This window comes from Pedobacter sp. L105 (assembly GCF_009765875.1).
Lineage (GTDB): Bacteria > Bacteroidota > Bacteroidia > Sphingobacteriales > Sphingobacteriaceae > Pedobacter.
In genome coordinates, this window is the sequence record NZ_LMUP01000024.1 from 1 (window position 1) to 13,699 (window position 13,699).

At 38.3% G+C, this 13,699-nt stretch carries 12 protein-coding genes; 5 read left to right on the forward strand and 7 right to left on the reverse strand.

Translation table 11 applies throughout. The features are described from left to right. Positions 1-359: PorP/SprF family type IX secretion system membrane protein (locus tag GSQ84_RS27715; RefSeq protein WP_158800642.1), on the reverse strand; the 359-nt coding region annotated here is incomplete at its 3' end. 5 nt (positions 360-364) lie between these two features. Further along, positions 365-4,492 (reverse strand): gliding motility-associated C-terminal domain-containing protein, encoded by a 4,128-nt coding sequence (locus GSQ84_RS27720; RefSeq protein ID WP_158800643.1) that lies wholly within the window; start codon positions 4,490-4,492, stop codon positions 365-367. 869 nt (positions 4,493-5,361) lie between these two features. Here GSQ84_RS27720 and GSQ84_RS27725 point away from each other — a divergent pair. Beyond that, positions 5,362-5,547, forward strand: coding sequence for a hypothetical protein (locus GSQ84_RS27725; protein ID WP_090555833.1), 186 nt, complete (start codon positions 5,362-5,364; stop codon positions 5,545-5,547). A gap of 60 nt (positions 5,548-5,607) precedes the next feature. Here the strand turns inward: GSQ84_RS27725 and GSQ84_RS27730 are convergent, their stop codons facing one another. Together GSQ84_RS27730 and GSQ84_RS27735 are read right to left on the reverse strand one after the other, a co-directional pair. Further along, entirely contained in the window at positions 5,608-6,054 is a 447-nt protein-coding gene (locus GSQ84_RS27730; protein WP_158800644.1) for a glycine zipper domain-containing protein, read from the reverse strand. A gap of 181 nt (positions 6,055-6,235) precedes the next feature. After that, positions 6,236-6,463 (reverse strand): hypothetical protein, encoded by a 228-nt coding sequence (locus GSQ84_RS27735; RefSeq protein ID WP_158800645.1) that lies wholly within the window; start codon positions 6,461-6,463, stop codon positions 6,236-6,238. Between the two features lie 145 nt (positions 6,464-6,608). Here GSQ84_RS27735 and GSQ84_RS27740 point away from each other — a divergent pair, with 145 nt between their 5' ends. The 3 genes from GSQ84_RS27740 to GSQ84_RS27750 all read left to right on the forward strand — a co-directional run bounded on the left by GSQ84_RS27740 (position 6,609) and on the right by GSQ84_RS27750 (position 9,247). After that, positions 6,609-6,815, forward strand: a complete 207-nt coding sequence (locus GSQ84_RS27740; RefSeq protein WP_037438206.1) for a cold-shock protein — start codon at positions 6,609-6,611, stop codon at positions 6,813-6,815. Between the two features lie 106 nt (positions 6,816-6,921). Continuing rightward, complete coding sequence (locus GSQ84_RS27745; RefSeq protein WP_158800646.1) at positions 6,922-7,728, forward strand: SDR family oxidoreductase; 807 nt, start codon at positions 6,922-6,924, stop codon at positions 7,726-7,728. A 133-nt stretch (positions 7,729-7,861) separates the two neighbouring features. Next, positions 7,862-9,247, forward strand: coding sequence for an MBL fold metallo-hydrolase (locus GSQ84_RS27750; protein WP_158800647.1), 1,386 nt, complete (start codon positions 7,862-7,864; stop codon positions 9,245-9,247). A 7-nt stretch (positions 9,248-9,254) separates the two neighbouring features. On the opposite strand, the gene GSQ84_RS27755 is transcribed toward GSQ84_RS27750, so the two are convergent. Genes GSQ84_RS27755 through GSQ84_RS27765 form a run of 3 tightly spaced genes read right to left on the reverse strand, consistent with a single transcriptional unit; the run spans position 9,255 to position 12,501 of the window. Further along, complete coding sequence (locus tag GSQ84_RS27755) at positions 9,255-9,848, reverse strand: biliverdin-producing heme oxygenase (protein WP_158800648.1); 594 nt, start codon at positions 9,846-9,848, stop codon at positions 9,255-9,257. A 15-nt stretch (positions 9,849-9,863) separates the two neighbouring features. Continuing rightward, positions 9,864-10,286 (reverse strand): response regulator, encoded by a 423-nt coding sequence (locus GSQ84_RS27760; RefSeq protein ID WP_158800649.1) that lies wholly within the window; start codon positions 10,284-10,286, stop codon positions 9,864-9,866. 1 nt (position 10,287) lies between these two features. Continuing rightward, positions 10,288-12,501 carry an ATP-binding protein gene (locus GSQ84_RS27765; RefSeq protein WP_158800650.1) on the reverse strand — a complete coding sequence of 738 codons (2,214 nt, stop codon included), beginning with the start codon at positions 12,499-12,501 and terminating at the stop codon, positions 10,288-10,290. A 407-nt stretch (positions 12,502-12,908) separates the two neighbouring features. Here GSQ84_RS27765 and GSQ84_RS27770 point away from each other — a divergent pair. Next, on the forward strand, positions 12,909-13,699 hold a 791-nt coding region (locus GSQ84_RS27770; RefSeq protein ID WP_158800651.1), incomplete at its 3' end, for an outer membrane protein.

Below are 13,699 nucleotides of genomic sequence, written 5' to 3' on the forward strand. Positions count from 1 at the left end.
TCCAGCTGCAGGCGGTAGGCATAATTCAGTGTAATGGAGGTGGAAGATTGTGCACCTAATTGATCGGAAGTGATCTGCAGCCCTACGCCATGTTTGGTAGTTTGCGGATCCAGTATCCCATCGATAGAAACCTGTCCTGTTTTTGGTGCCCCCGGTAATCCCACCCACTGGTTGCGCAAGGCCATTTGCGCAAACCACTCTTCCTTATACCCCGCATAAGCAGGATTAACACTCATCGTGTTAAAGATGTATTGGGAAAACTGGATATTCTGCTGCGCTTTTACCTGGCTTCTGCCAGCAAAGAACAGACAGCTAATCGTTACTATCTTATACCAGCAACTCCTTTTTGAAAAATTCATTAATCTCATCGTTTTAATAATATCCAGCCTTTTTTAACGACCTGACTTGTTCCTTTTTTTAATGTAATGATATAGTAATAAGTACCTTCTCCCAGGTTTGATCCGTCCCAATTATCCTGGTAGTTTCTGTTATGATAAACTTCGCTGCCCCAGCGGTTTATAATTACTACATCAATACTATCAAAATCCTCTTTCCCAACAATTTGAAAGGTATCGTTCCTGCCATCTCCGTTAGGAGTGAAAGTATTGGGAATAAACAGGTTAATCAATGAAACATTAATGCTCACCAGCGCCCTATTACTCAACTTTCCTTTTAGGTCAGTTACGGTATACATAAAATCATCAGGACCAGCGTAACCCCTGTTAGGCGTATAGGTCACGGTTCCATCTGTATGAATTTCTAACTGTCCAAACAATGGAAATTTGGTAATGACGATGCTTCCCGCATCCAATCCATTGAAAGAAGGCAGATCATTTCCTGTAATACTAAAAGTAACAGGATGATCAATAGTCGTTTCTGCATGGTCATTTACTGCCTGCGGAGATTTGTCTATAATAATCACTGTAGGATCATCATTATCTTCCGCTGTACCAGATATATCAGATGCGCTGCCTTCCCCTGTAGGGGTAGAACCGGTTATAGTAGCAGTATTACTGACCAGTCCATCACGTTTTTCCTGATCTGTAACGGTGTAAACAGCTGTACCCGTCACTACTCCGCGCGGCTCTATCACAGTGTTGCTTAGTACTACTTTACTACTCAGTTTTGTATCTGTAAGGTTTAGATTTTGTAAGGTTACATTTCCAGTGTTGACAGCCCTGAAAGCATAAGTAACAGTTGCAAAATCTGTTGTAATTACCCCTGTTTTTACTAAATCAATACCGGGTATTGTGCCTATAAGAACCACAGTAGGCGTATCATTTGAAGGGTCTGTTCCAGAAATATCTGTTACCGTTAAACCTAGGGGAGTTAGAGCAGTGGCCGTGGCCGAATTTGTAACTTTAGCATTATCCCGGTCTTGCTGAGTCATATTATAGGAATGAGTAATTACAATTGACTGCCCGGGAGACAAATCAGAAGGACTCTGACTGATCATTCCACCCAAAAGAGGATCGCTCAATGTTATATTTTTTAACGTAACATTTCCCGTATTTGTTACGGTAAAAGTATAGGTAATGATAGTAGCGTTAGCATTCACTATTCCGGTTTTAACCAAAGCCAAAGCACCTTGTTCAGTTATCGGTGTTATTGTAGGATCATTGACAGCCACTGTAGAAGGATCATCTGATAATTGAATTACACTACTGCCGTCAGGCATTGTACCATTCGCTGTTGCCTGGTTAATTACTTTACCGGCATCAATATCTGACTGGGTAAGTTGATGAGTGGCCGTAACCTCGGCACTTTCCTGAGAAGCTAAGGCAGGAATAGGTGAGCCTCCAGTCACTACCGCATTCGGATCATTCACCGAAATATTTCGTAAAGTGACAGTACCTATATTGGTTACTTTTAACGTATAATTGACCAGATTACCAGGTGTAATTGGTATAGTACCATTTGCCAGTTTAGTTACTTTCATTGCTCCAACCAAGGGAACAGCAATAACAGTAGCATTATCGTTGTCCTGAGTGGTTCCGGAAACATCATTTACAATAGTACCTGCCGGACTTACTCCTGTAGCAACCGCTGTATTTGTAACTGTTCCAGCATCTTTTTCTGCCTGCGTAACAGTATAGATTGCAGTTAATATTTTGTTCGCTCCGGGACTTAATGTCTCAGAAGGATCTATGATAAAGGCCGGAAGCTTTACATCAGTAAGCGTAAGACCTTTGAGTGTAACACTCCCCGTATTAGTCAGTGTAAATGTATAAGTAATGGTATTTTCATCCGTACTAAGGATACCTGTTTTAACCAGCTTCACGGAAGGATTTTCGGGTACGGCAATGACTGTTGGATCATCATTTAACGGGTTGGTTCCCGAAACATCACTTATAGTTAACCCCGTAAAACTTGTTCCTGTGATACTTGCTGAATTAACAACCCGGTGAGCATCTTTTTCTGCCTGCGTAACAGTGTAAATAGCTGTTAATGTTTTGCTGGCTCCCGGACGTACTGACTGAGCAGGATCAATTGCCAAAGTTCCAGGTAATTTAGCATCTGTTAAAATCAGGTGCTGTAGTGTTAAATCACCTGTATTATTTATGATGAAGCTGTAGGTTACAGTATTCCCATCGTTACTTAAAACCCCTGTCTTTACCAGATTAACAGCGGGACGATCAGAAACAATCACAACCGTTGGAAGATCGTTATTTTGTGCTGTACCTGAAATATCGGAAACCGTTTTACTGGAACTATTAGCAGTTACAGTTGCCGTATTAATTACTTCGCCTACATCTTTATCATCAGCAGGCACAGCATAAACTGCTGTAGCAACAGTAGTTTTACCAGGAGCAAGATTACCCGCAGGGCTAAAAATAAATGGAACATTTATTTTCGGATCAGTCATTGCCACATTTTTCAATGTTACAGTACCAGTATTGGTGACTGTAAATGTATAATTGATAGTATTAGTGTCGGCAGTATACACCCCCGTTTTGACCAAAGCAATTGAAGACATTTCCGGTATAGGTACTACCGTAGGAAGATCATTAGATACTGCGGTTCCTGAATTATCAAAAACACGGGTCCCCAAATTACTGAGTGCTGTAACTTTAGCCATATTAGTAACCTGATCTGCATCTTTATCAGCCTGCGTAACGGCATAATCTCCTGTATATGCCATACTTTGTCCTGGTGCGAGCTGCATGTTGGCTGGTATTATAAAAGCTGAAAGTTTTGTATCAGTGAGTGTAAAATTGTTCAAGGTAACATTTCCGGTATTACTAATGGTAAGTGTATAATGGATAGAACTTTGATCGGGGCTCAACACACCTATCTTTACTAAACTAACCAATGGATGCGGAGGAATAATAATTGTTGTTGGTAAAGTATTACCCACAGCGTTACCCGATGTCGCAGTTGGATGGTTAGCTGTAGTTGTCCCTCTTACCGTAGCCTGATTAGTTGTCCTGCCAGCATCCTTTTCTAATTGGGGAATCGTATAATTCGCCATAGCAACAACGGTTGCACCGGGTGCTACATTATTGGAAGGGCTAAAAGTATATGCGCCGGCAATTTTGGGATCTGTTATGGTAAGATTTTTTACAGTTACGTCACCAGTATTGGTAATAGCAAATGAATAGAGAATGTTATTCCCATCATTACTTAAGGCTCCAGTTTTAACCATGGTGATAGATGGATGCTCAGGCAAAAGAATTACATTAGGAGTATCATCAAGCTGCGTATTTCCCGAAAGATCACTTACCGGAGTCTTCTTAACATTACTCGTTGCTTGTACTTTGGCTGTATTTATAACCATATCAGCATCCCTGTCTGCCTGGGTAATCTGATAGGTATGAGAAAGAACCGGATAACTTGATTTAGAAACCACAGTTGTTGCTGAAGGTATAGTAAACACCCCAGGAAAGTTATCATCATCCAAAGTGAAGCTGCTTAACGTGACATTTCCGGTGTTCGTTATTAAAAAAGTATAGGCAATAGAATTTTTGTCCGTGCTTAATATAGCGGTTTTTACCAATGCAACACTCGGAGTTTCCGGAACATTGGTAACTGTTGGCGTGTTTGGCCTGGCAGTTAAACTTGGCTGGGAACCTACGTAAAGAGTTGTTCCACCCGGACTGGTAGCGTATAGATCTGCAGTATTTTTCACCACTCCCGCATCCTTCTCTCCAAGTGTGATGGCATAAGCACCAGTTAAAGTATAAGAATCACCAGGATTAATGATAACAGATAGAGGAATAGCATTTTTTGGGAAGGCCTTAGGATCATCAAGAATAATATTATGCAGGGGAACATCTCCTGTATTGATAACAGTAATCGTATAGATAATAGAATTATTTGCCGAACTGAGTGTTCCTGTTTTCAAAACTATAACCCCAGGATTCTCTGCCCTTCCACGACTGGAAATTCCAAATACAAAAACAATTAATAACAGAGCTATCTTAAAAATGGAATTTACTTTTAATTCTTGCCCGCATTTAATGAAAAAATTTGAAAGTAATTTTTTAATCATTTTTCAGCATCATCGAAAATAGAACAACCGGATACAGCTATAGTAAAACGTTTTAATAAACAGACACAACAACAATTATTCATAATAGTTAGCGTGCTGATGAAATTTTCGAAATCTAAAAGCCCCTAAGCCTAATATTTATCTTATAAAGAAATATTATTCCATTTCCTATCCAAGATACCAACAAAATTTATTACTATCCAAATTGTAATTGAAATTCATTCATTTATAAATTCTGTACAAAATAAATTTAGGTCATTTTTTGTAAAAAATTCATTACGTAATTTCAAATTTTATATACATCAAATTAAAATGGCATTACTGCTATAAATCTAAACTTCAATGCTTGTGTCAATTGCCGTACCAAATTATATTCTCAATAGCTCTAAGCCGATTCTTTAAATCAAAATTTTGTTTATTTGTTTTTTTTCTCGCTAAAAAAATAATAAATTCAAATATAAGACTAAATAAACAGAGGCAATCAATACAATCCCTCTAATAAACTATTAGTTAATCGACGTATGCCGAATATTTTCGTATTATCAATTTTGGCATTTTGATAAAACCCGGAATCCTTAGAATAATAATTCGCAGATATATACTTGCACAGGCATATTTGCCGGTTTGGTATATAATTAAGATATTTTTTGTATATTTGCATAGAACGGAGTACAAACACACTTTTCTCTTAATACTTACTTGCTAATCATCCGTTGATTAGATTCAATTCTCCTGGCTCCTACCCTATATTGTAGCCAAAGAATTTAAGTTTTATTCAGGCTTATCGATACAACACATTGTTTTTGGAAATGCCTTAACAAGTAATAACAGCGGAGAACAGTTATTTTTTAACTAAATCGAGGAAATTTATGGCTAAATCTCAGGCAACCTTCATGAAGAAGCAACTAGAAAAAAACAGGCAGAAGAAAAAAGAGGATAAAGAGCAACGCAAGCAAGAACGTCAACAAAACTCAAGTGGTGGTGATTTAGAAAGTATGATGGCATACGTAAACGAGTTCGGTGAAATCGTTTCTACACCTCCTGAAAAAAAATAATAAAAAAAGCCTGATTCATTTGAATCAGGCTTTTTTTATTTAAGAATATAATAGAGCAGATTAGTTTCCTTCTGCCCTTCTTTTGTCCTGTCCGTGTCCGATAAGATATCCGGCACCAGCTCCGGCTACTCCGCCGATCAATGCACCCTGACCTTTCTTTTTGTCAATTAGTGCGCCGCCCAAACCTCCAGCTCCTGCACCTATTACTGTTCCTAATGCTGCACTGCTCCATCCTTTCTTTTTCTTTTTAGAATAGTGCGAATTAGATGATGTAGCAGCCGGTTCATTTTCTGCCGCCCTTGCTTCAGATAACATTAAAACCCTTTTTTGTTCCTGAATTTTTGCTTCCTGTTCTTTCTGGACAACAGCAGCGCGGTTAAAACTATCTAACCTTAAGCTATCTTTTGTTTCTTTTATAGCGGCCTGCCTGATGGCTTCTTCTTTTTTAGCATTGGTACATGCTGTCAATGCTAAGGCAATTCCAAGTACTGCAAATAACTTTTTCATTTTTAATTTTATTAGAGAATTAATTGTATCAAGTTAGTTACTAAAATTATGCCAAGTTGTTTTGTAATTTTTAAAAACAATTGGAATAACAGCATAATATAACCTGTAAATCAATAAAACCATGAAAAGTAAAGAGAAAGCAACCCAGCCAGATCAGAAAAAAAACAACGTAACTGCCAGGCTACTTATCCATTAACGGCGAATGTCCCGGTTCTTCGGTTGTATCATGGTCATCATCTTCTCCATCAGGATTATGTGAGGTACGCTCATTGTCATTATCATAGTTAACTGAGGTATCAGATGAATGATCTGAATCAAGCCCCAGTTCATCTGGCTTTTCACGATATGCGTCTTTAATTTTTTGTTCATGCGCTGATAAACTGCCTGCTTTTTGCTCCAAATTTGACATAGATTCTGAGTTTATATTTCCAGAACAACAAAAACAAGCCCCTCTGGTTTGATTTTTTTATATGCTGATTATAAGAATAAGCGATTAAGATTTTGGATATTAATATTCAATTGATTATTTTCACAGCGAAATTTATAATATTAATATGCGTACAACAGGAAAAGTTAAATGGTTTAATTCTGCAAAAGGGTTTGGTTTTATAACTCCAGAAGATGGAGGAAAAGATATTTTCGTGCATTTTTCTGCAATTGCAGGTGACTCATTCAGAGAGCTGAATGAGGGTGACAATGTAGAATTTGAATTGAATGACGGTAAAAAAGGCCCTGAGGCTTCTAATGTAACTGTTCTGTAAGAATAATTCGTTAAAAAAATTAAAAGGGGTATTGCACAAGCATTACCCCTTTTTTTTATGAAGGTGCAATCATTGTAGAGTAGTTGAACCTGATATAATTAAGTGAATGATAAATAAAGAAATTAGTATTCTGGGTTGTGGATGGTATGGCATGGCATTGGCCAGACTACTACTAACTGACGGGTATATCGTTAAAGGTTCCAGTACAACAGCAGAAAAATTAACTGGCCTGCAGCAAACAGGAATAATCCCTTACCTGGTAAATTTTCAGGCAGAGGAAGAACAGTTTGACCCCGCCTTTTTCAGGTGCTCCCTGTTGGTCATTTCTATTCCGCCTAAAAGAAGTACAGCTGAACAATATACTTTTCTTTCAAAAATTGAAAGGATTATAAAAGCAGCATTTCTATATAAGGTACCTGAAATCATATTCATTAGTTCTACCTCAGTTTACGGCGATCAAAATGAAGAAGTTAATGAAGAGACCATCCCACTTCCTGAAACAGATTCCGGAAAAGCGATATTAGCCGCGGAACTGGCACTGAAAAGCAGCCACGGCTTTACTACAACTATAGTGAGGTTTGCAGGTCTAATAGGTCCTGCCAGAGAACCAGGAAGGTTCTTTGCAGGTAAAAAGGATATCCCCAATGGCCTGGCCCCCATAAATTTGATCCACCTGGAAGATTGTATCGGGATTACCAAAAAAATTATTGATGAGGAAGCATTTGGCTATACCTATAATGCCTGTTCGCCAGATCATCCCAGCCGGGCAGATTTTTACAGTTATGCCGCTCAACAATCCGGACTCGAAAAACCTCAGTTCAAAAATGAACTCCTAAACTGGAAATGTGTAAATAGTAAGGTACTATCAGAAGTATTAAATTATACTTTCAAAGTCAGGCTTAATCTGTTGTAACAATAATATAGCAATTTATAAAACAATCAACTAGCCGATTTTAGCTTAAAAATGGATATATTGCTGATCTTTTAATTGTTTTTCCTGAATAGGAAACAGATTAAAGGGGCTAGCAGAAACCATATATAGAGAGATGAAATTAACAATTTGGGGAGCAGCTAAACAGGTAACTGGAAGTATGCACCTACTTCAGTCAGAAAACTATAATATTCTTATAGATTGCGGACTTGATTATGAGAAAGATACTTATCAGGAAGAAAATCAATATTTCCCTTTTGATCCTGCTACTATTGATGTAGTAATTTTAACCCACGCACATATAGACCATTCAGGAAATTTACCTACCCTGGTCCGTATGGGTTTCAACGGACAGATCCTTTGCACCCCGCCTACTGCCGACCTTACGGAACTGCTTTTACAGGATTCTGTGAATATATTTTTGAGTAAACAGAATAAAAGATCTAAAGGTAAAAGAGGTGGTTCAGGCCCAAAACCACTTTATCTGCATAAACATGTGATGGATACGGTGGAACGTTTTGTTACCATTGCTTTTGATAAAGACTTTGTGATTAAAGAAGGCATTTCCCTTCGTTTTATTCCTGTTGGTCATTTATTGGGCGCAGCAGCAGTTGTATTGACCCTTAAAGACAAAGGAGAAGAGAAAAAAATAGCCTTTACAGGAGATATAGGCAGAAAAAATTATCCCGTGCTGGTAGATCCCCAGCGGATACCGCAGGTAGATTACCTGGTTTCTGAATCTACCTATGGTGGCAGAATGCATAGTAAGGATACAACGATCGAACAAAAACTGATAGAAACTATTAATGAAACCTGTATTAAGTTTCCGGGGCGCTTGATTATACCCGCATTTAGTATCGGCAGAACACAGGCACTGGTTTACACTTTAAACAAAATATTCAGTAAAGGCTTACTGCCCCCGGTAAAAATATTTGTGGACAGTCCTCTGGCTAGTTTTGCAACGGATGTTTACCGCAAACATCATCATCTACTCAATGAGGAATCGCAGGATTTCTATAACCATAAAGGAGATGAATTTGAGTTTGAAGAACTCTCCTACGTTCAGGATAAAAGAGAAAGTATTTCCATTTCCAATTATCATGAACCTTGTATCATTATTTCTTCGGCAGGAATGCTGGAAGGAGGCCGTATACAAGACCATCTGTATCATAATATCCAAAATTATTATTGCACCATTCTGTTTATTGGATATTGCGCAAAGGGAACATTAGGCAACCGCCTTTTGCGTGGAGATCCTATTGTCCGTCTACGTCACCGTGACCTGATGGTTTTTGCAACGATTAAACAAACCGACCTCCTGAGTGGTCATGGAGATCATGGCGACCTCCTGAATAATGTAACCCAACAGGACCAACAGAAATTGAAAAGGGTGTTTTTGGTTCATGGAGAATCAAACAGCCTGAACAGCTTAGCCAGTGCCATTGACGAGGCAGGTTACGCCGTAACCATACCCGAAAAAGGAGAAGTATACGAGTTATAATATACGATCAGGCAAGAACTGTTTTTACAGTTTTTGCCACTTCAGCAATGTTTTCAAACATTTTAACCGCACTATCCCGGGCTACAGAAAAGTCTGTTTCAGGAACACTGCTGTTTAAGACCTCTACAAAAGATAACCAGCTAGGCATTAAGTGCTGACCATAAACTGTATAATAATTTAGGTTTAAATTTTGGAAAGCAGGAGTTGCCCTGAGTTTTTTCTGTATCACATTCCCTCCAAGTGTAGCACCTTCCAGTACATACATTGCTCCTAAGGCAGAGGCATTAGTATATTCTTTTACATCCAGGAAATCAAAATCCAGTGCGTCCAGTTCTTCTTTGTCCAGCTGCACTTCCAGCATATCCTGTTCCAGGGCAGCTAGCTTGTTTCGGCGATTGATATCAAGTTCCAGCTTTAATTCATTATCCAGTGCTTCATGAAGTTTCGCTTCAATAGCAGAATGAACGATGTAATTTGTTGCCAATAAAGTTTTATAGTGTTCAAGAGTAAGTGTCTTGTTCATGATCTCATTGACAAACATCAACGATTCTAACTCGTCATGGTTGTCTTTAGTAGCTGATTTTAATATATCCTGAAGCATTATAATTGTTTAATATTAATTGATACTTCTGTTCTGCTGAAACCAGAAGTCATAAAGAGACTTAACGCAGGTGATGAGGTTATGGTATCCGCTGGGTTTAGTTAAAAATGCATTTGCACCAATTTCCAGGGATGTTTTCACATCGTTCAAATTATCTGAAGTAGAAAACAGGATAACCGGTACATACTTGAAAAAAGGAATTTCTTTTATACGCTTCAGCACATCCAAACCAGATATTCCGGGAAGATTTAAATCCAATAATATTAGCTTAGGGCGATGTTTTTCATCTTCATAACGCTGTAATTGAGCAATAGCTGAGTTCCCGTCTTCAGCTATACTCACTGTTAAAGATTCACTAACTTCTTTTACAGCATACTGCATGATAAACGCAAAATCGTGATCATCTTCGACGTAAAATATATCGGGAGGAAGTACCATATTATTGTTTTCTAAATGCTACGTAAAAAATTGTGCCAATTTCTAATTCACTTTCAAACCATATTCGTGCATTGTGCTTTTCTAGGATACGCTTTACTATCGCCAATCCTACTCCGGTGCCTTCAATATCTTTCACGTTATCCATTCTCTTGAATAGCTCAAAGACTTTTTCGTGGTGATCTGCCGCAATACCTATTCCATTATCCTGTATCTTATAGATGATCTCATCTTCAATTTCAGTCCCTTCAATATGTACTTCGGGATTTGATTTCGCTGCACTATATTTTACTGCGTTGCCGATCAGATTAGTAAAAACTTGTGTAATCAATGCATCCGTACCGGTAATAGCAGGAAGCTCACCAAAGGTTATTTTTACACGCTCTGCTTTTAAAGCAGAAACAACTTCCGCAGCAACATCCCGGATCAGCCTGTTCATGTCCAGTTGAACAAGTTCCAGCTCTACCCTTCCTACCCTTGCCAGTTTCAAAATCTCATTGATCAGGAAATTCATTTTATCAGCACCGGCTACCACCCTGCCCAACAATTTTTTCCCCTGTTCGTCCAAAGATTTATTCGTAGCAATAACTAATTCGGTATAACTCTTTATTGAAGTAAGCGGTGTCCGTAAATCGTGTGATATGGTGTAGCTAAATGTATCCAGTTCATCATAAGCGCGCTTTAATCTTTCGTTCAATATCCTGATCTCTCCCGCTTTCCTATTAATAGCATTGATGATCTTCTCCCTGAGTTTGATCACATTTGAAATTTCGACTTTTGTCCATTTTAATGCAGTATTTTCTACCAGCTGAGAAAAGATCTCAAATGAATTTCTGGGGGACAGATTAAGCATTCCATCCGCAGACGGCAATACTGGTTTTTCAGGATTGCCTGCCCATTGAATAAAGGTGATCTGCTCAGGCTTAAACCAAACGATCATTTCATCCATTTCTCGGGAGATCATACACGCAATAATTCCACTTCCGTTTTGTTTGAACTCTTTAGCCGGATAATATACCTCAGGTAAACGGTGTGTATAATAAACAGCATCGTTCATTGTCGCTTTTAACCAATCAAACAAGCCCCTAAGCTGTTTTGGATCCGGGGTTTGTCCCAGTACAGAAATTTCCTGACCAAATAATACCGCTGCTCCTGTTGCACCAATAATATCTTTCACGGTGTATTCCTGCTTCGTTAATACAGTAACCAAATCTTCATCTTTTGTCAGATGAAAATTCAATGAATTTATTGCTGTCTGATAATTATTTTGCTGTTCTGCCTGCTCTTCATCTTCCCTGTATTCCAATGCCGAAGAAACTATCTTCCCAATGAGTTTTGCTGCTTCCCTTGCTTTATAATCAATAAACTTAGGGCTATAGTTATGACAGGCTACCAGTCCCCATAACTCTCCATGTAAAATCAGTGAAATACTAAAACTCGATTCTACTCCCATATTTCTGAGATATTGTATATGCATTGGTGAAACAGCCCTCAATACAGAGTGCGTCAGGTCTAACGGAGCATTTTGATGTGTAAGTATCGATGCATCCTGCGTGTTGACATCAGCAATTATACGGGTGTAATTTAGTTTATATAATTCCCTTGCCTGTTTCGGAATATCCGACGCCGGATAATGCAATCCGTAAAAGGATTCCAGATCTTCATTTTTAACTTCTGCAATTACTTCTCCATGACCATCTTCCAAAAACTTATAAATCATTACCCGATCGTAGTGAATCAATTCCCTGATCTCTTTAGCTGTATGCTGCAACAGTGACCGCAGGTTTTTGCCCATCAGGATTTCAGACACAGATTTTCCAATCTGGTTTTGAATATCATAAGCTAAGGTTACCGGTTCAAATTCAAGCAAATACTGATCTCCCGAAACTGAAACAATCAGATAATAGCTGTTTCCGTCAATTTTTACGGGATAAGGATTAATCGTATCAAAGTTTTTTTGGGCTTCACCCAATTTTAGCAGCTGAAGAAGCTGTCCGCTCTCCTCTTTTAATCCGGCCAGGTTTTCAAACTGACCGAAAGGAAGGCCCAGTAATGTTGTAGCATCCGCAGCAATGAAACTGCTGGTATTCTCACTAATATAATTTATGGTTAATGTTTGGATGTCTACAGTAATAAGGAAGCCATGCGACTGTATTTTGCCTGGAATATGTATAGGCTCTTTATCGCAATTGGTTAAATCAACAGTATTCGAATTCATAGGTAAAAGAATAAATCAGGGTATCTGTGCTACAAAACTATCAGAATTTATGATTATCAATTTACTCTTTTGCCAAAAAAACGCAAAAAATCAAAGATTTATCTTGAAATACTTAAACAATCTGACGGTCACTGATAGAAAACATTGAAGGTTTACCTAATGATAACAGGAATAAAACATCAGTTTAAAATTGATCATTATGGGGTTTTGTAGTAAATACTATACACTTAATTGAACTTTTAACCCGGAAAGTCAGTTCTTACAAAAAATCAATTCATACAATTAAACCATTCATAATGAATTGATTTGATTTATTTATGAGCCAATTATCGCTTTGGCAGGGTTATTACTTATAGCCTAATCATTCAGTACAATACTGGATGTATTTAATATCTAACTATAAAAAGATGAAATCTAAAATTACAAAATCGGCGTTGGTACTTTCCCTTGTAGGGCTATCAACATCACTATTTGCTCAGACAGCACCGTCTGACTCAACAAAACGTTTTGAGAAAAAAGACCTTCGTACCTGGTCAATCGGTTTAAACGGTGGAATGTTAACCAGCTTTACCCCTTTCAATAATAGGACTAATGGCGATTTCAAAACTCCGCAGGAGAGCTGGGGATACGGAGGTTATGTGAAAAAACAAATCCTTCCAGGATTTGGTATACAGGCAGACTTCCTTGCTGGTAAAGTAAAAGGTTTAAGAGATAACGATCTTCCTTCACCTTCAGCAGCTCAGGACGGAAGCGGATTTGAAAGTAAGATCGACTGGTCTGCAGCAGTAAGCGCAAACTTTACTGTGGCTAACTTAAGCATCAATCAAAAACGTAATTTCCTTTCGCCTTATGTAACAGCTGGTGCTGGTTATATGTCTTCGAGTGCTAACGTATATAGCAATACAGGTGCAGTTGTACCGAATGCAGGAAGTACAGGTTATGGCGAACACTGGTTTGTACCGGTTGGAGCTGGTTTCAAATTAGGTGTATCTAAAGGAGTAAATATTGATTTAGGTTATACAGTTTACTTCATGAAGACCAATAACTTCGATGGTGCTGCTACCCAAAACAATGATAAGTTCTCTTACGCACATGCAGGTGTTGAAATTGCATTGGGCAAAAGAGGAACTTCTCAATTACAAAACTACAGCCCGGTTGCTGCCATTCGTGAAGAAAGCAAAGCTGAAAGTGCTGAGTT

Coding starts and splice junctions, on each gene's coding strand:
- GSQ84_RS27720 (WP_158800643.1), bottom strand. CDS start 4,492: ATGATTAAAAAATTACTTTCAAATTTTTTCATTAAATGCGGGCAAGAA.
- GSQ84_RS27725 (WP_090555833.1), top strand. CDS start 5,362: ATGGCTAAATCTCAGGCAACCTTCATGAAGAAGCAACTAGAAAAAAAC.
- GSQ84_RS27730 (WP_158800644.1), bottom strand. CDS start 6,054: ATGAAAAAGTTATTTGCAGTACTTGGAATTGCCTTAGCATTGACAGCA.
- GSQ84_RS27735 (WP_158800645.1), bottom strand. CDS start 6,463: ATGTCAAATTTGGAGCAAAAAGCAGGCAGTTTATCAGCGCATGAACAA.
- GSQ84_RS27740 (WP_037438206.1), top strand. CDS start 6,609: ATGCGTACAACAGGAAAAGTTAAATGGTTTAATTCTGCAAAAGGGTTT.
- GSQ84_RS27745 (WP_158800646.1), top strand. CDS start 6,922: ATGATAAATAAAGAAATTAGTATTCTGGGTTGTGGATGGTATGGCATG.
- GSQ84_RS27750 (WP_158800647.1), top strand. CDS start 7,862: ATGAAATTAACAATTTGGGGAGCAGCTAAACAGGTAACTGGAAGTATG.
- GSQ84_RS27755 (WP_158800648.1), bottom strand. CDS start 9,848: ATGCTTCAGGATATATTAAAATCAGCTACTAAAGACAACCATGACGAG.
- GSQ84_RS27760 (WP_158800649.1), bottom strand. CDS start 10,286: ATGGTACTTCCTCCCGATATATTTTACGTCGAAGATGATCACGATTTT.
- GSQ84_RS27765 (WP_158800650.1), bottom strand. CDS start 12,501: ATGAATTCGAATACTGTTGATTTAACCAATTGCGATAAAGAGCCTATA.